Source organism: Xanthobacter sp. DMC47, assembly GCF_056313845.1.
Genome location: NZ_JBQUZM010000006.1, coordinates 192,120 through 213,140, shown reverse-complemented (window position 1 = coordinate 213,140; position 21,021 = coordinate 192,120). Strand labels below are relative to the sequence as shown.

The 21,021-nt window shown below is 68.6% G+C and carries 20 protein-coding genes; 9 read left to right on the top strand and 11 right to left on the bottom strand.

All coding sequences use genetic code 11. The features are described from left to right. Positions 1–43 precede the first annotated feature (43 nt). Both ACT54R_RS23185 and ACT54R_RS23180 read left to right on the top strand, forming a co-directional pair. Entirely contained in the window at positions 44–742 is a 699-nt protein-coding gene (locus ACT54R_RS23185) for an XdhC family protein (protein WP_476330698.1), read from the top strand. Beyond that, positions 739–2,391, top strand: coding sequence for an NTP transferase domain-containing protein (locus ACT54R_RS23180; RefSeq protein ID WP_476330695.1), 1,653 nt, complete (start codon positions 739–741; stop codon positions 2,389–2,391). The genes ACT54R_RS23185 and ACT54R_RS23180 overlap by 4 nt, the downstream gene beginning before the upstream one ends. Here ACT54R_RS23180 and ACT54R_RS23175 read toward each other — a convergent pair. Then, positions 2,363–2,830, bottom strand: a complete 468-nt coding sequence (locus ACT54R_RS23175; RefSeq protein WP_168457908.1) for a DUF488 domain-containing protein — start codon at positions 2,828–2,830, stop codon at positions 2,363–2,365. The two genes, ACT54R_RS23180 and ACT54R_RS23175, sit on opposite strands and share 29 nt — an antisense overlap. 204 nt (positions 2,831–3,034) lie before the next feature. On the opposite strand from ACT54R_RS23175, the gene ACT54R_RS23170 reads away from it, so the two are divergent. Together ACT54R_RS23170 and ACT54R_RS23165 are read left to right on the top strand one after the other, a co-directional pair. After that, positions 3,035–4,198, top strand: coding sequence for a zinc-binding metallopeptidase family protein (locus tag ACT54R_RS23170; protein ID WP_476330692.1), 1,164 nt, complete (start codon positions 3,035–3,037; stop codon positions 4,196–4,198). Positions 4,199–4,301: 103 nt separating this feature from the next. After that, positions 4,302–5,846: an MDR family MFS transporter gene (locus tag ACT54R_RS23165; RefSeq protein ID WP_476330689.1), complete on the top strand. Its 1,545-nt coding sequence runs from the start codon at positions 4,302–4,304 to the stop codon at positions 5,844–5,846. A gap of 29 nt (positions 5,847–5,875) precedes the next feature. On the opposite strand, the gene topA is transcribed toward ACT54R_RS23165, so the two are convergent. Next, a complete protein-coding gene (gene topA / locus ACT54R_RS23160; RefSeq protein ID WP_476330686.1) occupies positions 5,876–8,566 on the bottom strand; it encodes a type I DNA topoisomerase in 2,691 nt (896 codons plus the stop codon). A gap of 332 nt (positions 8,567–8,898) precedes the next feature. On the opposite strand from topA, the gene ACT54R_RS23155 reads away from it, so the two are divergent. Further along, entirely contained in the window at positions 8,899–9,111 is a 213-nt protein-coding gene (locus ACT54R_RS23155) for a hypothetical protein (RefSeq protein WP_476330683.1), read from the top strand. Positions 9,112–9,126: 15 nt separating this feature from the next. Here ACT54R_RS23155 and dprA read toward each other — a convergent pair whose 3' ends face one another. Genes dprA through ACT54R_RS23135 form a run of 4 tightly spaced genes read right to left on the bottom strand, consistent with a single transcriptional unit; the run spans position 9,127 to position 13,202 of the window. Beyond that, positions 9,127–10,275: a DNA-processing protein DprA gene (gene dprA / locus ACT54R_RS23150; protein ID WP_476330680.1), complete on the bottom strand. Its 1,149-nt coding sequence runs from the start codon at positions 10,273–10,275 to the stop codon at positions 9,127–9,129. Between the two features lie 6 nt (positions 10,276–10,281). Then, complete coding sequence (plsY, locus tag ACT54R_RS23145; protein WP_476330677.1) at positions 10,282–10,887, bottom strand: glycerol-3-phosphate 1-O-acyltransferase PlsY; 606 nt, start codon at positions 10,885–10,887, stop codon at positions 10,282–10,284. A gap of 58 nt (positions 10,888–10,945) precedes the next feature. Next, the gene (locus ACT54R_RS23140; protein WP_476330674.1) at positions 10,946–12,262 is read right to left on the bottom strand and encodes a dihydroorotase; all 1,317 of its coding nucleotides are present in this window, start codon (positions 12,260–12,262) and stop codon (positions 10,946–10,948) included. After that, positions 12,255–13,202, bottom strand: coding sequence for an aspartate carbamoyltransferase catalytic subunit (locus tag ACT54R_RS23135; RefSeq protein WP_168457900.1), 948 nt, complete (start codon positions 13,200–13,202; stop codon positions 12,255–12,257). Before ACT54R_RS23135 ends, ACT54R_RS23140 begins: the two co-directional genes overlap by 8 nt. Before the next feature lie 244 nt (positions 13,203–13,446). Here ACT54R_RS23135 and ACT54R_RS23130 point away from each other — a divergent pair, with 244 nt between their 5' ends. Next, positions 13,447–13,869 (top strand): hypothetical protein, encoded by a 423-nt coding sequence (locus ACT54R_RS23130; protein WP_168457899.1) that lies wholly within the window; start codon positions 13,447–13,449, stop codon positions 13,867–13,869. Positions 13,870–13,929: 60 nt separating this feature from the next. Here the strand turns inward: ACT54R_RS23130 and ACT54R_RS23125 are convergent, their stop codons facing one another. The 4 genes from ACT54R_RS23125 to ACT54R_RS23110 form a co-directional block, all read right to left on the bottom strand. Beyond that, on the bottom strand, positions 13,930–14,865 hold the full coding sequence (locus ACT54R_RS23125; RefSeq protein ID WP_168457898.1) for an AEC family transporter: 936 nt from the start codon (positions 14,863–14,865) through the stop codon (positions 13,930–13,932). A gap of 177 nt (positions 14,866–15,042) precedes the next feature. Then, on the bottom strand, positions 15,043–15,561 hold the full coding sequence (gene ruvX / locus ACT54R_RS23120; protein WP_168457897.1) for a Holliday junction resolvase RuvX: 519 nt from the start codon (positions 15,559–15,561) through the stop codon (positions 15,043–15,045). Between the two features lie 40 nt (positions 15,562–15,601). Next, positions 15,602–15,967 (bottom strand): type II toxin-antitoxin system VapC family toxin, encoded by a 366-nt coding sequence (locus tag ACT54R_RS23115; RefSeq protein WP_476330668.1) that lies wholly within the window; start codon positions 15,965–15,967, stop codon positions 15,602–15,604. After that, positions 15,964–16,158 carry a type II toxin-antitoxin system VapB family antitoxin gene (locus ACT54R_RS23110; RefSeq protein ID WP_476330665.1) on the bottom strand — a complete coding sequence of 65 codons (195 nt, stop codon included), beginning with the start codon at positions 16,156–16,158 and terminating at the stop codon, positions 15,964–15,966. The genes ACT54R_RS23115 and ACT54R_RS23110 overlap by 4 nt, the downstream gene beginning before the upstream one ends. A gap of 164 nt (positions 16,159–16,322) precedes the next feature. Here ACT54R_RS23110 and gatC point away from each other — a divergent pair, with 164 nt between their 5' ends. Together gatC and gatA are read left to right on the top strand one after the other, a co-directional pair. Continuing rightward, the gene (gatC, locus tag ACT54R_RS23105; protein WP_024278942.1) at positions 16,323–16,610 is read left to right on the top strand and encodes an Asp-tRNA(Asn)/Glu-tRNA(Gln) amidotransferase subunit GatC; all 288 of its coding nucleotides are present in this window, start codon (positions 16,323–16,325) and stop codon (positions 16,608–16,610) included. Then, positions 16,607–18,091, top strand: coding sequence for an Asp-tRNA(Asn)/Glu-tRNA(Gln) amidotransferase subunit GatA (gene gatA / locus ACT54R_RS23100; RefSeq protein WP_168457894.1), 1,485 nt, complete (start codon positions 16,607–16,609; stop codon positions 18,089–18,091). Before gatC ends, gatA begins: the two co-directional genes overlap by 4 nt. 54 nt (positions 18,092–18,145) lie before the next feature. On the opposite strand, the gene ACT54R_RS23095 is transcribed toward gatA, so the two are convergent. Continuing rightward, a complete protein-coding gene (locus ACT54R_RS23095; RefSeq protein WP_476330661.1) occupies positions 18,146–19,207 on the bottom strand; it encodes a glycosyltransferase family 2 protein in 1,062 nt (353 codons plus the stop codon). A gap of 258 nt (positions 19,208–19,465) precedes the next feature. Between ACT54R_RS23095 and gatB the strand changes: the two genes are divergently transcribed. Continuing rightward, positions 19,466–20,956 carry an Asp-tRNA(Asn)/Glu-tRNA(Gln) amidotransferase subunit GatB gene (gene gatB / locus ACT54R_RS23090; RefSeq protein ID WP_168457892.1) on the top strand — a complete coding sequence of 497 codons (1,491 nt, stop codon included), beginning with the start codon at positions 19,466–19,468 and terminating at the stop codon, positions 20,954–20,956. Positions 20,957–21,021 lie beyond the last annotated feature (65 nt).

Genomic DNA, 21,021 nt, shown 5'->3' with positions numbered 1-21,021 from the left:
CAGTGGGGAAGATGATCCGGATGCTCCCTGAGGGAGGACCACCATGCGTCTCGACCTGCTCGCCGCGCTGAATGCGGAACGCGCGGCCCGCCGTGCGGCTGTCGTCGTGACCGAGCTTTCGACCGGCGCTCAGCGGCTCGCCACCGCCGCGACGCTGGCCACCGACCCGCTCGGGCCTGAGATCGCGGCGGCGCTGGCGGCGCGGCGCAGCGGCAAGGCGGGAGAGGGGCGCGTCTTCCTTGCGGTGGATGTGCCGCCGCCGCGCATGCTGGTGATCGGCGCCGTTCATATCTCGCAGGCGCTGGCGCCCATGGCCCGGCTCGCCGGCTTCGACCTGACCATCCTCGACCCGCGCACCGCCTTCGCCACCCCCGAGCGCTTCCCCGAAGTACCGGTGATCGCTGAATGGCCGGAGGAGGCGTTGCCGGCCTACGGGCTCGACCCCTTCACGGCGCTGGTGGCCCTCACCCACGATCCCAAGATCGACGAGCCGGCCATCGCCGCCGCGCTCCGGGCCGAGTGCTTCTACGTGGGCGCGCTCGGCTCGCGCCGCACCCATGCCAAGCGCGTGGAGCGGCTGGCGGCGGCGGGGCTGTCCCAAGAGGCCATCGCGCGCATCCACGCCCCCATCGGCATGGACATCGGCGCTTCCAGCCCCGCGGAGATCGCGGTCGCCGTGCTGGCCGAGGTGATCCGCGCCCTGCGTATCGGCGCGAGCGCTGCGGCGGGAGCGGCGGCGTGAGATTTGGCCCCCTGCCGCTCGCCGAGGCCGAAGGCGCCATCGCCGCCCATTCCGTGCGGCTGCCGGGCGGGACCATCAAGAAGGGCACGCGCCTGACCGAGGCCGACATCGCCCGCCTCGCCGCGGCTGGCCTGAGCGAGGTGGTGGCCGCGCGCATGGAGCCGGGGGATGTGGCCGAGGATGCCGCCGCCCGTCGGCTCGCCGAGGCGGTCGCGGGCGCCCATGTGACGCCTGACACAGCCTTCACCGGGCGGGCCAATCTTTATGCCGCCGTCGCCGGCGTGCTGCGCATTTCGGAGGACGCGCTCGACGCCTTCAACGCGGTGGACGAAGCCATCACCCTTGCGACCTTGCGCGAATTCAGCGCGGTGGCGGCCGGCGACATGGTGGGGACCGTCAAGATCATCCCGTATGCCGTCCCGGGTGCGCTCGTTGAAGCCGCTGCGTCCGCTGCGCAGGGCGTCCTGTCCATTGCGCCGTTCCGGCTGAAGCGGGTGGCGGTTCTCTCCACCTTGCTGCCGGGCCTCGCCGACAAGGTGGTGGCGAAGACGCTGGCCGTCACCCGGGCGCGCCTCGCGCCGGCCGGGGCCGAGGTGATCGCGCACCAGACCCTGCCGCATGACACGGCGGCCCTTGCCGCCGCGCTCAGGGCGGCGGTAGCGGCCGGTGCGGAACTGGTCATCGTCTTCGGCGCCTCCGCGATCGCTGACCGCAACGACGTCATCCCCGCTGGCCTCGTGGCGGCGGGGGGCGCGGTCGAGCGGCTGGGCATGCCCGTGGACCCGGGCAACCTTCTCATGCTCGGGCGGCTCGGAACCGTGCCGGTGCTGGGCGCGCCGGGGTGCGCGCGCAGCCCGAAGGAAAACGGCTTCGATTTCATCCTGCAGCGCCTCCTCGCCGGGCTGGAGGTGAGCGCCCGCGATATTGCCCGGCTCGGTGCCGGCGGGCTGCTGCAGGACATCGCCGCGCGCCCCCACCCCCGCGCCGAGAGCGACGAGGCCGAGGAGGGCTTTGCCGCCGTCATCCTCGCTGCCGGCCGCTCTTCGCGCATGGGGGAGGGACTCAACAAGCTGCTCGCCGAGGTGGGCGGCCGGCCGGTGATCCGCCGCGTGGCGGAAGCGACGCTGGCCTCACGGGCGCGGCCGGTCATCGTGGTCACCGGGCACGAGCGCGGCCGCGTGGAGGCGGCGCTGGCGGGGCTCGACGTGGGCTTCGTCCACAATCCCGATCATGCGACGGGCATGGCCTCGTCGCTGCGCGCCGGTATCGCCGCCGTGCCGGAAACGGTGGCGGGGGCGCTGGTGGTGCTCGGCGACATGCCGCTCCTCGCCCCTGGCCTGCTCGACCGGCTGATGGATGCCCATGCGCCCGCGGCCGGCCGGCTCATTGCGGCGCCGGTGGAGGGCGGGCAGCGCGGCCATCCTGTGCTGTGGTCACGCCGCTTCTTCGCGGAACTCTCGGCCCTGGAGGGAGACGTAGGCGCCCGCGCCATTCTCGCCGCCAATGCCGAGCTTGTGGCGGAAGTACCGGTGGCGGCGGAGGAGGGCGCTTTCCTCGACGTGGATACGCCGCGCCTTCTCGCCGAGGCGCGCGAGGCCGCTGCCAACGGCGAGCGCCAGCTCAGAACGGTGCCGGCTGAAGGTGCGTGACGCCGATATCGAGGCGCTCGCACAGGAACTCGGCCAGCCGCAGCCGGTGGCACCCCTCCACATGGCGTTCGAAGCACATGAGGCAGATGCGCCGTCCTTGCGCGAGCCCGGCCAGTTCCTCCAGCGCGGCCTTGGCCGGATCGGTGGCGAGGTGGGCGTCGTAGATGCGCATCAGGGCGTCATGGTCACCGCTGCGCGCAGCGAGCCGACCCTCCTTGGGCGTGCCCAGCGCCCTGAGGTGGACATAGGCGACGCCGTGCTCGGCGATGCCCGCCGCCAGCGCCGTCTTGGAAAAGCCCGGCCGGCGTGAGGCCGCGACGGCGCGCACATCCACCAGAAGGCCCACTTTCGCCTCGTCCAGCGCCGCCTGGAAGGCCGAGGGCGTCGACTGCTCATAGCCGATGGTGAAGAGGGCGGTGCTGTCTTTCGGGCTGCTCATGGCTCGATCATGCCGCGTGCCGGTCGGTCCGTCATCCCACCCGGCGGTCATCCCGCAGGTGCGAAATGGACTTGCGCCGGAGAAAGGCCCACTTTCCGGTTGGGCAAGCGGAGAATGGGGAACCGCACGGCGCCCGCCGGGTTCAAGAGCCACCCGGACGGCGTCGCAGCATGACGGCCGTTTTGCCTTTGGGGGAGACCCATCATGCGCCTGTTTCGCTGTGCCGCCTGCGATCAGCTCCTGTATTTCGAGAACCGCCGCTGCGAGAAGTGCGGCCACGACCTGGGATACATCCCTGAGGCCAACGCACTGGTACCGCTGGAGCGCGACGGGGAGGCGGAGAGCGGCTTGTGGACCGCCGTCGGCCGCGGCGAGCAGCGCTACCGCTTCTGCGCCAATGCGGCGCTCGACGCCTGCAACTGGCTGGTGCCCGCAGACCAGGAGGGCGAATTCTGCCTCGCCTGCCGGCACAATCGCACCGTGCCGGATCTCACCGCGCCCGAGAACCTGCGCAAGTGGCAGAAGGTGGAGATCGCCAAGCACCGGCTCATCTATTCCCTGCTGCGCCTGAACCTGCCGCTGGAAAGCAACAAGGACCGCGAGGGCGGCCTCTGCTTCGACTTCCTCGCGGACGACCCGGATGGCTCGGCGCCGAAGATCATGACCGGCCACGACGAAGGCCTCATCACCATCGCCCTCGCTGAGGCCGACGATGCCGAGCGCGAGCACCGCAAGGGCGAGCTGGGCGAGCTTTACCGCACGCTGCTCGGCCATTTCCGGCACGAGACGGGGCACTATTACTGGAACCGCCTGGTGCGCGATGCCGGCCGGCTGCAGGCCTTTCGCGCCTTGTTTGGCGACGAGACGGCGGACTATGGCGAGGCCCTGAAGGCCTATTATGCCAATGGCCCGAAGCCTGACTGGCAGACAAACTACGTCTCGGCCTACGCCACCGCCCACCCGTGGGAGGACTTCGCCGAGACCTTCAAGCATTACATCCACATCGTGGACACGCTGGAGATGGCGGCGGCCTTCGGCATGCGCGTGCAGCCGCGCCTCGACCGAACGGGCGAGCTCGGGGCGGAGGTCGATTTCAACCCCTACCGTGCCTGCGCCATTCAGCAGATGGTGGATTCGTGGCTGCCCATCTCGTTCGCCCTCAACAACCTCAATCGCTGCCTTGGGATGTCGGACGCCTATCCCTTCATCCTCGGCCCGGGGGTGATCGACAAGATCGGTTTCATCCACGCGCTCGCGCATCGCCTGGTGGAGGCCGACCCGGTGCCGGTGGTCGAGGAGGTTCCGCCCGGGCGCGGGGAGAATGCCGCCGATGCGCCGGAGGGAAGCCCCATCAGCGCGGTCGCTTGAGCCGCGCCGGGAGGCTTTCACGCATTCGTGAAGCTTCGCAGGAGCCGTCGCGATACCCCCTTCCGCCGCGTCGGCCTTGCAATCCGGTGCGGGGGAGGAGCCCATGGGGACCTCCTATCCGACCTCCCGCCGCCTGCCGATTCCCTTGATGCACCGATCCAATCCTTCGCCGAACCCTGTGCCGTCCGCGGCGACCGTCCCGCTGGCCCATGCCGAAATTCGCCGCATCATCTTCGGCTTGATGCTTGCGATGCTGCTGGGTGCGCTGGACCAGACCATCGTGGCCACGGCCCTGCCCACCATCGGCGACGCGTTCGGCGATTTCGCCAACATCTCGTGGGTGGTCACGGCCTATCTGCTCTCCGCGACGGTGGCGACGCCGCTCTACGGCAAGCTGAGCGACATCCATGGACGGCGGGTGATGCTGCTGACCGCGGTTGCCGTGTTCTCGGCCGGTTCGGTGGCCTGCGCGCTGGCGCCGAACCTGCTCGCCCTCATTATCGCGCGGGCGGTGCAGGGGCTGGGGGGCGGCGGCCTCATCTCCCTGTCCCAGACCATCATCGCCGATCTCGTGTCGCCGCGGGAGCGCGGGCGCTACCAGGCGCAGATCGCTGGCGTGTTCGCCGCCTCCAGCATCGCCGGTCCGGTGCTTGGGGGCCTGTTCGCGCAATATCTCAGCTGGACCCTGATCTTCTGGATCAACCTGCCCATCGGCCTTGCGGCCCTCGTCATCACCGAGCGCCGGTTGCGCCAGTTGCCGCGCCATGAGCGCCGGCACCGGATGGACTATCTCGGAGCCCTGCTCATGGCGGTGGCGAGCCTGCTGCTGCTGCTTGCGCTCGGCTGGGGTGGCGTGCGCTTTCCCTGGGGCTCGCCGCTTATCCTCGGCCTGTTCGCCGGCGCGGCGCTGTTCCTGGGCCTGTTCCTTTGGCGGATGCGGCGGGCCGAGGAGCCGTTCCTGCCGCTCGGCCTGCTCGGCGACAGGGTCGTTGGCTGGGGGATGATCGCCTCGTTCCTCGCGTTCGGGGGAATGGTCGGCCTGTCCATCTTCGTGCCGCTCTATTTCGAGACCGGCCGCGCACTCTCGGCCACCCAGTCCGGGCTCGGCCTCATTCCGGTCATGGGCGGCGTGGTGGTGGGGGCGGTGCTCTCCGGCCGCGCCATGGCGCGGCTGGCCCACTACAAGCGGCCAGCCATCGCCGGGCTCTCGCTCTCGGTCTGCGGGCTCCTCGCCATCGTCCTGTTCCCCGCGATGCCGATCGCGCTCGTGCTCGTGCTGTTCGCCGTCATCGGGTTGGGAACGGGGACGGCCCTGCCGGTCTGCACGGTGTCGATCCAGAATGCCGTGCAACCGCATCTGATGGGCACCACCACCGGCGTCATGACCTTCTTCCGCCAGCTTGGCGGTGCGCTCGTGGTCGCGGTGCTGGGCGCCGTGCTTCTTGCGACACTGGCCACGGGCGGGGCAGGGGATATCGAGAGCGTGGCACGCAACGCGGATCCGGCGCGGCTCTCGGCTGCGTTCAGCCGGGTGTTCCTCACCGTGGCGGTGCTGGCCGCGCTCGCGGCCATGGCGCTGGCCTTCCTGCCCGAACGGCCGCTGCGCAACTCGGTCCATGCCAGCGAGGGCGAGGGCAGCATCGTCTGACGCTGCCCCAGCCGGGTTTCACGCGGCGCCTATTCGGCGGCGTCGGGCTCGCTTGCCGCTGCCTTCTTGGCGGCAGCTTTCTTGGGAGCCGCAGCCTTCGCGGCCGGCTTCTTCGCAGCAGGCTTCTTTGCAGCCGCAGCCTTCTTCGGCGCGGCCTTCTCGCCATCGGCGGAGGCAGCCTTGCGGGCGCCGCCGCGCGCGGGCTTGGCCGGCGAAGAGGCAGCCTTGGTGTCGATGAGCTGCACCGCCTGTTCCAGCGTCAGCGCCTCGGGATCGGTGGACTTGGGCAGGGTCGCATTGACCTTGCCGTGGTTCACGTAAGGCCCGAAGCGGCCGGGACGCACGGTGATCGGCCCGCCCAGCGTCGGGTGATCGCCGACCACCCGTCCGGCCGGCGTGCCGCCGCGCCCGCCACGGCCCTTGGACTGCTTCTCCGCGATCAGCGCCACCGCCCGGTTGAGGCCGATGGCGAGGATGTCGTCGCCGTCCTCGATATTGGCATAGGTGCGCCCGTGCTGGACGTAGGGTCCATAGCGCCCGATGCCGGCGAGGATGGGCTCGCGATCCTCCGGATGGAGACCGATCTCGCGCGGCAATGCGAGCAGCTTGAGAGCTGTTTCCAAATCTACGTCAGCCGGGGCGAGGCCCTTGGGCAAGGACGAGCGCTTGGGCTTCTCCCCGTCCTTGCCCTCGCCGAGCTGGAGATAGGTGCCGAAACGGCCCGAGCGGATGGTGACTTCCTCGCCCGAATCCGGGTCGAGACCGAGCACGCGGGTGCCGTCGCCCTCCTGCGCATTGTCGCCGGTGAGCGGACGGGTATGGCGGCACTCGGGATAGTTGGAGCAGCCGATGAAGGCGCCGAACTTGCCCATCTTCAGCGAGAGCCGGCCGGTGCCGCAGGTGGGGCACAGGCGCGGGTCGGAGCCGTCCTCGGTGGGCGGGAAGATGTGGGCGGTGAGCATCTCATCGAGGGCGTCCAGCACCTGCGACACGCGCAGGTCCTTGGTGGCCTCGATGGCGGCGTGGAAATCCTGCCAGAAGGCGCGCAGCACCTCCTTCCAGTCGAGTTCCGCCGCCGAGACCTCGTCGAGCTTTTCCTCGAGGTCGGCGGTGAAGTCGTATTCCACGTAGCGCTTGAAGAAGCTTTCGAGGAAGGCGGTGACCAGCCGGCCCTTGTCCTCCGGCACCAGCTTCTTCTTGTCGAGCTTCACATATTCGCGGTCGCGCAGCACCGCGAGCACGGCGGCGTAGGTGGACGGACGACCGATGCCCAGCTCTTCCATCCGCTTCACCAGCGAGGCTTCCGAATAGCGCGGCGGCGGCTCGGTGAAATGCTGGGTGGTGGAAATGTCGCGCCGGGCCAGCGCCTCGTTGGCGCTCATGGCGGGCAGGCGGCGGCCTTCCTCGTCGTCGTCCTCGTCGTCCTTGCCCTCGCGGTAGAGGGTGAGGAAGCCGTCGAACTTCACCACCGTTCCGGTGGCAGTCAGATCCAGCGTGCGGGCGCCGGCTTTCGCCTCGATGTCCGCCGTGGTGCGCTCCAGCTCAGCCGATTCCATCTGGCTCGCCACGGTGCGGATCCAGATCAGCTCGTAGAGCTTGGCCTGCTCGCCATCGAGATAGCGGGCGACCTCGCGGGGATGGCGTGAGGGGTCGGTCGGGCGGATGGCCTCGTGGGCCTCCTGCGCGTTCTTGGCCTTCGTCGTGTACTTGCGCGGCACGCCGGGCAGGTATTTCGGGCCGAACTGCTTGCCGATGGCGCTGCGGGTGGCGGCTACGGCCTCGGGCGCCATGTCCACGCCGTCGGTTCGCATGTAGGTGATGAGGCCCACCGTCTCGCCGCCCACGTCCACGCCCTCGTACAGGCGCTGGGCGATCTGCATGGTGCGGGCCGGGGCGAGGCCGAGCTTGCGGCTCGCCTCCTGCTGCAGGGTCGAGGTGGTGAAGGGCGGCTGGGGATGCCGCTTCATGGGCTTGGCTTCGATGGACCGCACCCGGAAGGCCGCGCTTTCCAGCGCCGCGCGGAAGGCCTTGGCCTCCTCCGCCGTGCCCACCGAAAGGCGGGTGATCTTCTTGCCGTCGGCGCCCGAGAGGCGCGCCTCGAACTCTTCGTTCCGGGGTGTCGCGAGGCGGGCGACGATGGACCAGTATTCGCGGGCGACGAAGGTCTCGATCTCCCGCTCGCGGTCGCAGACGAGGCGCAGCGCCACCGACTGCACGCGGCCCGCCGAGCGGGCGCCGGGCAGCTTGCGCCACAGCACGGGGGAGAGGGTGAAGCCGACCAGATAGTCGAGGGCGCGGCGGGCGAGATAGGCGTCCACCAGCGCGCTGTCGATGGCGCGGGGTGCCTTCATGGCCTCCAGCACCGCCTGCTTGGTGATGGCGTTGAAGACGACGCGCTCGACCTTCTGGGCCTTGAGCGCCTTCTTCTGCCGCAGCACCTCCAGCACGTGCCAGGAAATGGCCTCGCCTTCGCGATCCGGGTCGGTGGCGAGGATCAGGCCATCGGCCTCCTTCACGGCGGCGGCGATCTCGTTGAGCCGCTTCTGCGCCTTGGGATCCACGTCCCACAGCATGCGGAAATCGGCGTCCGGATCAACCGACCCGTCCTTTGACGGCAGGTCGCGCACGTGGCCGTAGGAGGCGTACACCTCGTAGCCGGGACCGAGATATTTGTTGATCGTCTTCGCCTTGGCCGGCGATTCGACGATGACGACCTGCATGACGACCGTGTCTCAATCAAGGGCCGCCGCCCCATTGCGCGGCCTTGGAAAAGGGGAGGGAGCAGCCCGGGTTGCCGTTCGGCCTCCCAGGGGCGAAGCATGAAGCTCCGGCTCCAGTGCCCGGCGTCTGATCGCGATCCGTCATCCCCAGCAAGAGCGGACCGCGACGCCGAGAGCGCCGCAACATGGGGAGCCGAGGGGCGCCTGTCAAATGGGGTGCCCCGTCAGGGCGGAGCGGCAGGTTTGATCAAACTACAACCCAGAGTATGTTTTCATATCGAATTCAATCTTTAAGACCGGTATCAGATACCAAACGGGGCTTTGGAACCGACATGACCGAACGGTCTCCCGTCGACATTGCCGGCGACGCGGCTGCGACGGCCGCCTATGTCGCCGCCATTACCGCCGAATTGTCACGCCTCGCCCGCAGCCACGGCTTCAGCACCCTCGCCTACGTGCTCGACATGGCTCGGCAAGAGGCACGAGCCCTGGCCGACAGCGTATCCTCCAAGGGGCCGGGCCACGCCGACATCGGGCCGCGGTGAGGCTGTGCCGTCTGACTATCTGAGTGCCACCCGCCCCGTGCCGGGCCGGTCGAGCCGACCGGCAAGCTCGAGTTCAAGCAGCACGATCTGGACTTCCGCGACCGTGCAGCCGGACAGCCGGACGAGATCGTCGATCGGCGTGGGAACCGGACCGAGGAGCGAGACGACCCGGGCCCGCGCATCGTCCCCCGGCGTCACCGGCCCCGCCGGCACGAACGGCGCCTCCGCCTCCACCACCGGATCGTCGCGTCGCCCGGCGATGGGGGTCAGCACCTCGATGATATCGGCGGCTTCGGTGACGAGGGTCGCGCCACGCTTCAGAAGGCGATTGGTGCCGCCCGCGCGGGGATCCAGCGGGGAGCCGGGCACGGCGAACACCTCGCGCCCCTGCTCGGCGGCGAGGCGCGCGGTGATGAGCGAGCCCGACCGTTCCGCCGCCTCCACCACCACCACGCCGAGGCTCATGCCGGACACGAGGCGGTTGCGCCGGGGGAAGTCGCGGGCGCGCGGCTCCCAGCCGATGGGCATCTCGGACACCAGCGCGCCCGTCGCGGCCACCTTGTCCATCAGGCCGAGGTTTTCCGGCGGATAGGGCTTGGCGAGCCCCCCGGCGAACACGCCCACCGTGCCGCCGTCGAGGCTCGCTTCGTGGGCGGCCGCATCGATGCCGCGCGCGAGGCCGGACACCACCACCCAGCCACCCGCCGCGAGGTCACGGGCGAGGCGCGCCGCAAAGGTCCGCCCGGCGGCAGAGGCGTTGCGGGCGCCGACGATGCCGACCATGGGCCGGCGCAGCACCTCGGCCTCGCCGCGCACGGAGATCAGCGGCGGCGCGTCATCGAGCGCGGCAAGGGCGGGGGGATAATCCCGCTCGCCGAGCGCCACCAGACGGGCACCCATCCGGGCGTGCGCCTCCAGTTCGGCGTCGGCCTCGGCAACGGACGGGGTGTGCGGCGGCATCAGCCGTCCGCCGCGCCGGGCCAGGGAGGGCAGGGCCTCCAGCGCCGCGCCCGCGCCGCCGAACTGGTTGATGAGGGCGCGGAAGGTGCGCGGGCCGACATTCTCGGTGCGGATCAGGCGCAGCCAGTCGCGGCGCTGCTCGGGCCCAAGCAGTTCGCCCTTCGCCGGCCCGCTGGTGGGACCGCTTGCCCTGCCCCGCGCCATGGCCGGTCAGCCCTTCGCGCCGATCTTGCCCTCGGTGCCTTCCAGCAGCCGGCGGATGTTCTCGTGATGCTTCAGCCACAGCAGGATGGCGAGCAGGGCGAGCAGAACGGCGAGAGTGTTGTTCCCGAACGCCATGGCCGCAACCACCGTGGCGACCGACGCCATGAGCGCGGAGAGGGAGGAATAGCGCGTGAAATAGGCCGCCCCCAGCCACACCACCGCGAAGGCGATGGCGGCAGGCCAGAACAGGCCGATGGTCACGCCCAGGAAGGTCGCGACACCCTTGCCGCCCCGAAAGCGCAGCCAGACCGGCGCGATGTGGCCGAGGAAGGCGCCGACCGCTGCCGCCATGGCGGCAGCCTCGCCAGCGAAATGGCGGGCGACGAGCACCGCGGCCGTGCCCTTCAGCGCGTCCAGCAGGAGGGTGGCGGCGGCGAGATCCTTGCGCCCGGTGCGCAGCACATTGGTGGCGCCGATATTGCCGGAGCCGATGGTGCGCAGGTCCTTGGTGCCGGCAAAGCGGGTGAGGAGGAGCCCGAATGGGACCGAGCCGAGCAGGTAGCCGAACGCAAGGGCGATCAGCAGGACGAGCGCGGGCGGGGTATCAGGCATGCGCACCTCGAACGGTCTCGCCGCGCCGCCGCGGCGGGACGGCACAGGTCACGGTGGGTCAAACGTATTCGTAGACGGTGCGCCCGGCAACGATGGTACGCAGCACCCGTCCGTCGAGGCGCGCCTCGTCGAACGGCGTGTTCCGGCAGCGCGACTTCAGGGAGCGGGGATCGAGCACGTAGGGCATGCCGGGATCGAACACGATCACGTCCGCCGAGGAGCCCGGCCGCAGCGTGCCGGCGTTCAGCCCCAGAATCTGCGCCGGCCGGGTGGAGAGGGCCGCGAGCAGGTTCACGAGGTCCACCTGATCGGAATGGACGAGGCGCAGCGCGGCGGAGAGCAGCGTTTCCAGCCCGATGGCGCCGGGCTCGGCCTCCGAGAAGGGCAGGCGCTTGCCTTCCACGTCCTGCGGCAGATGGTCGGAAACCACCACATCCAGCAGGCCGGAGGCGAGCGCGCGGATCAGCGCCTGCCGGTCCTCTTCCCCGCGCAACGGCGGGGCGAGGCGGAAATAGGTGCGGTAGGCGCCGATATCCAGTTCGTTGAACGAGAGGTGGTTGATGCTGACCGAGGCCGTCACCGGCAGCCCCGCCGCCTTCGCCCGCTCCAGCACCTCCAGCGATTCGGCGCAGGTGAGCGCCGCCGCGTGGTAGCGCGAGCGCGCCGCGCCCACGAGGCGCACATCGCGCTCCAGAATGATGGTTTCGGCCGCCTTGGGATTGCCCGAGAGGCCGAGGCGGGAGGCGAAGGCCCCCTCGTTCATCGCCCCCTGCGACATGGAGGCGTCCTCGGTGTGGTGCACCAGAAGGGCGTCAAAGTCGCGAGCGTAGGTGAGCGCGCGGCGCAGCACCTGGGCGTTCATGATCGACTTGTGGCCATCGGTGAAGGCGACGGCGCCGGCGGCCTGCAGCAGGCCGATCTCCGTCATCTCGTGGCCTTCGAGGCCCTTGGTGATGGCGGCCATGGGATGCACCCGCACCACCGCCGTGTCCCGCGCCCGCCGCAGGATGAAGTCCACGATGGCCGGATCGTCCACCGCCGGGTCGGTGTCCGGCTGGCAGATGATGGTGGTGACCCCGCCCGCCGCCGCCGCGTGGCTCGCCGATGCCAGCGTCTCGCGATGCTCGGCGCCGGGCTCGCCCACGAAGGCGCGCATGTCCACGAGGCCGGGGGCGACCACCGCCCCGGCGCAGTCCACCACCTCGGCGCCGTCCGGAATGCCGGCGGCGGCGATGCCGAATCCAGCGTCTTTCACCACGCCGTCGGCGAGGAAGACATCGCCATGGAAGTCCGCGCCGCGGGAGGGGTCTATGACCCGCGCATTGGCGAGCAGCAGCGGCCGGGTTTCGTTGGAATGGGAGCGGCCGTTACGCATTGGGAAGCTTCCGCGCGAGGGAATCGAGCACCGCCATGCGCACGGCGACGCCCATCTCCACCTGCTCTCGAATGAGGGACTGCGCCCCGTCGGCGATGGACGAGTCGATCTCCACGCCGCGGTTCATGGGGCCGGGGTGCATCACCAGCGCGTCGGGCGCGGCGTAGCGCAGCTTGGCCTCGTCGAGGCCGAAATAGTGGAAATACTCCTTCACCGAGGGGATGAAGGAGCCGGCCATGCGCTCACGCTGCAGGCGCAGCATCATCACGATGTCCGCTCCCTCCAGTCCCGCCTCCATGGTGCGGAAAACCTCGACGCCGAGGCTCTCCACGCCCGAGGGCAGGAGCGTGGAGGGTGCCACCACGCGCACCTTGGCGCCCATGGTGTTGAGCAGTGCGATGTTGGAGCGTGCCACGCGCGAATGCAGCACGTCCCCGCAGATGGCGACCGTGAGGCCCTGGATGCGCCCCTTGTTGCGGCGGATCGTGAGGGCGTCGAGCAGGGCCTGGGTCGGGTGCTCGTGGGCGCCGTCGCCGGCATTCACCACGCAGCAGTCCACCTTGCGCGCCAAGAGTGCCACCGCGCCGGAGGCGTGATGCCGGACGACGAGGATGTCCGGGTGCATGGCGTTCAGCGTGATCGCGGTGTCGATCAGCGTCTCGCCCTTCTTCACCGAGGACGAGGCGACCGACATGTTCATCACGTCGGCTCCGAGCCGCTTGCCCGCGATCTCGAAAGACGACTGGGTGCGGGTTGAGGCCTCGAAGAACAGGTTGATCTGGGTGCGTCCGCGCAGCGTCGTGCGCTTCTTCTCGATCTGCCGGTTGAGTTCGACGAACTCCTCGGCGAGGTCGAGCAGACCCGTGATCTCGCCGGCGGAAAGCCCTTCGATGCCGATGAGGTCTCGGCCGGAGAGCGTGAAGGCGGAAGCATCTTGCATGGCAGGCGGGAGGCATATCCCCCAAGCGCGGCCCCGGCAAGGGAAGCCTGTGAATGGAGCAAGGTTCGGTCCAACGCGCTCGACGAGATTTACCGTACGTTCACCATCCGTGAAGGGCGGTCCCGGTGATTCCCCAGCGTCGCCACACTTTGGATCGAAGTCTCACCGAGCCTTTTCGCAGCCGGACCGGACGGACTGGAGCGAGCCGCCAGACCGTTGCCCCGGAGGTTGGGAGTTACTCGTTATGTCCATTCTGATGCGGACGAACCTCATGGCGCTCGGCGTCGCCGTGGTGCTCACCGGCGGGGCCGGCACGGGCCATGCGGCAGCCATCGGCACCGGCGCGCTGGCCATGGCGCCGGCCAAGGCCGCGAGTGTCACCGATGTCGGCTACTGGTATCGCGGCCGCTATTACGGTGGCTGCTGGAATTGCGGCAACGGTGCCGCGTTGGGTGCCGGCGTCGCCATCGGCGTGCTGGGTGCGGCAGCCATCGCCGGCGCTGCCGCCGCGCCCCCGCCGCCCCCGGTCGTCTATTACGAGCAGCCGCCGGTCGTTTATTACCAGCCCGCGCCGCGGGTCTATCTGGAACCGGTGCCTCCGCCGCGCCCGCGCAGCTGCTGGGTGCAGACGGGGCCGATGGGGCAGGGCTATTTCTCGCCCTGCTGAGTCGCGGGGCTGCAGATACGTCAGGGCGGCTTCGGCTGCCCTTTCGTTTGGGTCAGGCCGTCAGGCCAGCATCTTGGCGATGGTCACCACCAGCGGCAGCGTGATGGCGGCGCCGATGATCTGGATGGTCAGGATTTCGGCGAGGAGCGGCGCATCCCCGCCCATCTGCCGTGCCAGCACGTAGCCGTTGGGGGCCGAAGGAACCGCGGCGGTGATGGCCACCACCACAAGCTCGGTGCCGCGCAGCCCGAAGGCCAGCGCCAGCGCAAGGGCGATGGCCGGCTTCACCAGCAGCTTCAGGGCGAGACTGGCGAACACGATGGCGCGGGGCCGCTTCAGGCGATCGAGGATCAGTCCGCCGCCGACCACCAGCAGTCCCAGCGCCAGCGAGGCCTTGCCGAGAATATCGCCGAACTCCACCAGGACGGTCGGCACCGGGGCGTGCGTTACATTCAGCAGGGCGCCCGCCGAGCACGCCCAGATGTAGGGATTGCGCGCCAGTTGCTCGGCCACATAAGCGAACGTCGGCGGGTGGCGGCCGGAGAAGGAGGCCAGCACCAGCACGGCGATGACGTTGACCACCGGGATCATCGCCACCAGCGCCAGCGCTGCGATGGTGATTCCCGCAGCGCCGTAGAGGCCGCCCGCCACCGCCAGCACGATGTAGGTGTTCCAGCGCACCGCCCCCTGAAACAGGGAGGTGAAGCCGGGCCCGTCCGCCGCAAGCGCCGCGATCAGCGGCCTGTGCATGAGCAGGATGAGCCCCGACAGAAGGATGACCGTGCCGATGAGCGCGCCGGCCACTGCCACGACATTCACCGTGCTGAGGTCGGCCTTCACCGCGGACACCACCAGCAGGGCCGGGAACAGCACGAAATAGGTGAGCTTCTCCAGCGCCGCCCAATGGGCCGCATCCTTCAGGAGGATGCGCCGCAGCACGGCGCCGAGGGCGATGATGAGGAAGACCGGCACGAGGGCCGTGATGATGAGGCTCATAGGGCAGACGCTTACCGTGCCGGCCGTTCGGCGGCAGGCAATTATTCCTCGGCGGCGACGTGAATTTGCCGCGCGCCCGCTTTAGGCCCGGAGCCGGGAGAAGAAAAGCGCCATCGTCCCGAAACGGGACAGGGTGGCGGCCGGGCGAGAACCCGCCGGGAACGGGAGCGGACCGAATCAGTCCTCCCGGTCGGTTTCCTCTTGGTTCTCCACGAGGCGATCGAGGAAGCCGAGGGCGCCTTCGAGGATGAAGGCGGCTGCATGCTGGTCCACCACTTCGGCCCGGCGCGCGCGGCTCATGTCGGCCGAGATCAGCGCCCGCTCGACGGCGGCCGTGGACAGGCGCTCGTCCCACAGGGCGATGGGCCGTCCCGCCAGCCGCGCGAAGTTCCGGGCAAATGCCCGGCTCGCTTGCGCGCGGGGACCTTCCGATCCGTCCATGTTCAGGGGCAGCCCCAGCACGAAGGCCACCGCCCGCCGCTCGTCCGCCAGAGCCACCAGACGCTGGGCCTCGGCGGTGAATTTGGTGCGTTTCACCGTCTCGATCACGGTGGCGATGCGCCGGTCGGGGTCTGAGCCCGCGACGCCGATGGTTTTCGTACCAAGATCGAGCCCGATGAGCGCGCCGCGCGGCGGCAGGAGGGCGGCGATGTCCGCGAGCGGACCGACGGGGGCGGGGAGGGGCGTGTCTGCCATGCGCGAGGGTTAGAGGAATTGTCGGGCGGGGCAAGGGGGATCACGCCCCGAGCGCAATTCCCAGTTCTTCTGCAATGGCTGCCAATCGCTTGTCGCGCGTCCACAGAACAGCTTCGGGCGTCAAACGAACCGACGCAATCAAGTGGGCGTCCACATAGCCAATCCCTCGACCATAGAGAGCTTCGGCCGTCACGAGATCAAGCACCTCGTCCGGCTCGGCAACGGTCGCCTGGGGCAATGCGGCGAGGGCTTCCAGAATGACGTCTCGCTGGCGCAAGTTTCCAAGCGCCAGTTCGCCGATGACAAAGGGGTGCACCATCGCAGCGCCATCGGCCAGTACCTGCTCGAGCCTTATTTCCCCTTGGCGAAAGTGGTCGATCCAGATGGAGGTATCGACCAGAATCATTCGTCTGGCCGCCGTCTGCGGACCGGCGTCAGTTGGGGTTCGCTCCCTCCGAGGCGCGCAAGGCGCAATGCGCTTTCCCGTGCGATCAACGCCTTCAGGGCCTCGCGCACGAGCGCTGATTTCTCCGTCATCCCGGTCAAGGCCTGCGCCCTGGAGAGAAGCTCATCGTCTATGGCGAGGGTGGTCCGCATATGGAGCTGGCCTTTGATGAAATCGCCTTGGCACGAACAATAGCATCATTCGATGCGCAAATCGCGCATGCGCGCATCCGTCCGGATCGCCTCTCCTGACGCCAAACCCTTCCACCGCGGCATACCCCTTGCTATAGCGGCGGGCAGCTTTTGGGAGCGTACTCATGTCCGTCGATCAGGCGACAGTCCGCCGGGTGGCCCATCTCGCACGCATCGCCGTGCGCGAGGAGGAACTCGGCCATCTTCAGAACGAGCTTAACGCCATCCTCGATTTCGTCGAGCAACTGGCCGATCTCGACGTTTCCGGCGTCGAGCCGCTGACCAGCGTCGTTCCCGTGGAGCTGCCCATGCGGGAGGATGCCGTGACCGACGGAAACTGCCCCGAGAAGGTGCTCGCCAACGCCCCCGATGCCGAGGGTGGCTTCTTTACCGTGCCGAAGGTGGTGGAATGACCAAGCTCACCAAGCTCACCCTCACCCAGGCGCGCGAGGGGCTTGCGCAGGGCGAGTTCACCTCCGTCGAGCTCACCGAGGCCTATCTGAAGGCCATGGAAGAGGCGCGCCCCCTCAACGCCTATGTGCTCGAAACCCCGGACATCGCGCTGGAGATGGCGCGGGAGAGCGACAAGCGCATCGCCTCCGGCGACACCGGCCCGCTGGAGGGCATCCCCCTCGGCATCAAGGACATGTTCGCCACCGAGGGCGTGCGCACCACGGCCTGCTCGAAGATCCTTGAGAACTTCGTGCCGCAGTATGAATCCACCGTCACCTCCCACCTGTGGCGGGACGGCGCGGTGATGCTCGGCAAGCTCAACAATGACGAGTTCGCCATGGGCTCGTCCAACGAGACCTCGGCCTTCGGGCCGGTGGTGTCGCCCTGGCATCGCGACGGAGACGACACCCCCATCGTGCCCGGCGGCTCGTCCGGCGGCTCGGCGGCGGCGGTGGCGGCGTTCCTCTGCGCCGGCGCGACGGGCACCGACACCGGCGGCTCCATCCGCCAGCCGGCGGCCTTCACCGGCACGGTCGGCATCAAGCCCACCTATGGCCGCTGCTCGCGCTGGGGCATCGTTGCCTTCGCCTCGTCCCTCGACCAGGCCGGACCGTTTGCCCGCACGGTGAATGACGCGGCCATCCTGCTGCGTTCGATGGCCGGCTACGATCCGAAGGACTCCACCTGCGTCAACCGGCCGGTGCCGGATTATGAAGAGGCGGTCGGCGCGTCCATCAAGGGCAAGAAGATCGGCATTCCGCGCGAATACCGCATGGACGGTATGGCCGACGAGATCGACACCCTGTGGCGCGAGGGCGCCAAGTGGCTGGAAGAGGCCGGTGCCGAGATCGTCGACATCTCGCTGCCCCACACCCAGTATGCTTTGCCGGCCTATTACATTGTCGCCCCGGCGGAAGCCTCCTCCAACCTCGCCCGTTATGACGGCGTGCGCTACGGCGCCCGCGTGCCGGGCAAGGACGTGGTGGAGATGTATGAGAACACCCGCGCCGCCGGCTTCGGCCCGGAAGTGCGCCGCCGCATCATGATCGGCACCTACGTGCTGTCCGCCGGCTATTATGATGCCTATTACCTGCGCGCGCAGAAGGTGCGCAGCCTCATCAAGCGCGACTTCGACCGGGCGTTCGCGCAGGGCGTCGATGCCGTGCTCACCCCGGCGACGCCGTCGCCCGCCTTCGGCATCGGCGAGAAGCTGAAGGCCGACCCGGTGGAGATGTATCTCAACGACGTCTTCACCGTGACGGTGAACATGGCCGGCCTGCCGGGCATCTCCGTCCCCGCCGGACTTTCCGCCGATGGTCTGCCGCTGGGGCTCCAGCTCATCGGCCGTCCGTTCGAGGAAGGAACGCTCTTCTCCCTCGCCGAGGTGATCGAGGAGGCTGCGGGCCGCTTCCCGGTCGAGGATCTGTGGTGGAAGTCCTGAAGTAGATGGCGCTAGCGGAGCCGGGGCCTTTGCCCGACTCCGCCATTGCATGCCTCAATAATAGCCAAGCGGTTGTTTCGGCACATCCTGGCCGGCGCGGAGCGCGGTGAGGCGCTTGCGCAGAGATTTCCGCCGCCGGGCGAACAGCTGCGACATGCGCGACCAGATGGTGGCATCGCCCTGCCGCAGTTCCTTGTTCTCGTTGAGCGCCGCCTTGAAGGCGTGGACGAGATCATCGGTCGCCGACAGCACACGGCGATAGGGGAAGATGCGGGCAAGCTCGGGGTAGCGCACCTCGCCGCGACGCTCGACGAAGGGCTGGAGCCGCGCATGGCGGCCGCCCCGGTCGGGACCCAGGGCCTCCGCCAGCCGGTCGAGCGCACGCACCCGGATGTCCGACTCCTCCTTCAGGATGCCCACTCCTTCCAGGATCCGGTCCGGGGCGCCTTCGGAAAAGTCGGTCCGGGCGGTCCAGCGGAGATAGCCGGCGATCCCCTTGCTCACCAGTTGTGCTTCCGAACGGGCCGGGAAATGCGCAAGCTGGACATTGGGAAGCAGCGTGGTCGGCAGGGTGACGTCCCACTTGGTGGCCCGGTGGTTGCCATCGACGATGGCGAAGCCGCGCTCGCAGGCGAGCTGACCCGGCACGACCACCTTGAAGATGTAGGGCTCATGCACCGCCACGTGCCGCAGCCGGGTCAGCGGGCAGGGCTCTTCGATGTCGTCCTCGTCGGTCATCAGGTAGTGACGCGGGTTCAGCCCACCGAGCCGGTAGCCGCCGATGGCTGCGAGGTCCGTCTCGAGCGCTGCACGGTCCTCGGCAACAATGAACTCATCGCCATCCAGGGGGAAAACGAAGTCCCAGGATGCAGCTGCCATAGCGTAGGCGATGAGGGCCGTGGTGCGTTCGCCCTGATGATAAGCCGCCAGTGACTTTTCAGAAGTCACCGATATGGGAAGACCTTCCGTAACCAGAATGTCGAGGATGCGAGTTGTCTGGTCGGTACTCCCGTCGTCGACAATGTAAAGGTGGTCTAAGAAAAATAGATTATGACGCACCCAAGCTTCGATTATATCCGCTTCGTCGCGGACGATGGAGACCCCCGCCAGCCTCATCTGCCCTACTCCTACAAAGCCCCGGTGCTCAATCTACGGGCAGGGCGAGCGGAATTTGGGTAGGGCCGTAGCGAGGGCGTGGCCGTTTTGCGGGCGAAATAAGGCGCAGATAACTTAGTGTAACAAAGTGTATCCTGCCCTTTCGGCACCGCATGGCCGTTGCCTGCAATGTCGCCTAGGGGTACGACACCGACCAGATTGCGGCGCTGCCGCAAGGATCAGGCAGCGTGGACCATCCGCGCAGACGATAGGACGACCATGACCCTTCACACCCGGCCCGCGGAGGCCAAGAAGCTGATTTCCGGCGCCACCGGTGATTGGGAGGTGGTGATCGGCATGGAGGTGCACGCCCAGGTCGCTTCCAATGCCAAGCTGTTCTCCGGCGCTTCGACCGCCTTCGGCGGCGAGCCCAACGATCACGTGTCGCTGGTGGACGCCGCCATGCCCGGCATGCTGCCCGTCATCAACAAGGAGTGCGTCGCGCAGGCCGTGCGCACCGGCCTCGGGCTGAAGGCCGAGATCAACCTGCATTCGGTGTTCGACCGGAAGAACTATTTCTATCCGGACCTGCCGCAGGGCTACCAGATCAGCCAGTACAAGCAGCCCGTGGTAGGCGAGGGCGAGGTGATCGTCGACCTGCCGGACGGCGAGAGCTTCACCGTGGGCATCGAGCGCCTGCATCTGGAGCAGGACGCCGGCAAGTCCATCCACGATCTGTCGCCGACCCTCTCTTTCGTCGACCTGAACCGCTCCGGCGTGGCGCTGATGGAGATCGTTTCCCGCCCGGACCTGCGCTCGGCGGACGAGGCGAAGGCTTATGTGACCAAGCTGCGCACCATCCTGCGCTATCTCGGCACGTGCGATGGCGACATGGAGAAGGGGAATCTCCGCGCCGACGTGAATGTCTCCGTGCGCCGGCCCGGTGGGCCGCTGGGCACGCGCTGCGAGATCAAGAACGTCAATTCGATCCGCTTCATCGGCCAGGCGGTGGAGGCGGAAGCCCGCCGGCAGATCGAGATCATCGAGGACGGCGGCACCATCGCCCAGGAAACGCGGCTGTTCGACCCGACCAAGGGCGAGACGCGGTCCATGCGCTCCAAGGAAGAGGCGCACGACTACCGCTACTTCCCCGATCCGGACCTGCTGCCCCTCGACATCAAGTCGGAGTGGGTGGAGGAACTGAAGGCCAACCTGCCCGAGCTGCCGGACGAGAAGAAGGCCCGCTTCATCGCCGAATACGGCCTTTCGCCCTACGACGCCGGCGTGCTCGTGGCCGAGCGCGACACCGCCGACTATTTCGAGCAGGTGGTGGAAGGCGGCGGCGCCAAGCGCGACGGCAAGGCGGCGGCCAATTTCGTCATCAATGAGCTGTTCGGCCGGCTGAACAAGGAGGGCAAGGACATCACCTCCTCGCCCGTCACACCCCAGCAGATCGGCACCATCCTCGACCTCATCGGCGAGGGCACCATCTCGTCCAAGATCGCCAAGGACCTGTTCGAGATCATCTTCACCGAGGGCGGCGACCCGCGCGTGGTGGTCGAGGCCCGCGGCATGAAGCAGGTGACGGACACCGGCGCCATCGAGAAGGTGGTGGACGAAATCATCGCCGCCAATCCGGACAAGGTGGCCCAGGTGCAGGCCAAGCCCACCATGCTCGGCTGGTTCGTCGGCCAGGCCATGAAGGCCTCCGGCGGCAAGGCGAATCCCCAGGCGCTGAACGACATCCTGAAGGCGAAGCTCGGGATCTGAGGGGACGATGTTCGGGGCACGCCCTCGCGCCCCGGACGCATGCAGCGAAGCGGAATGCGAGCCGG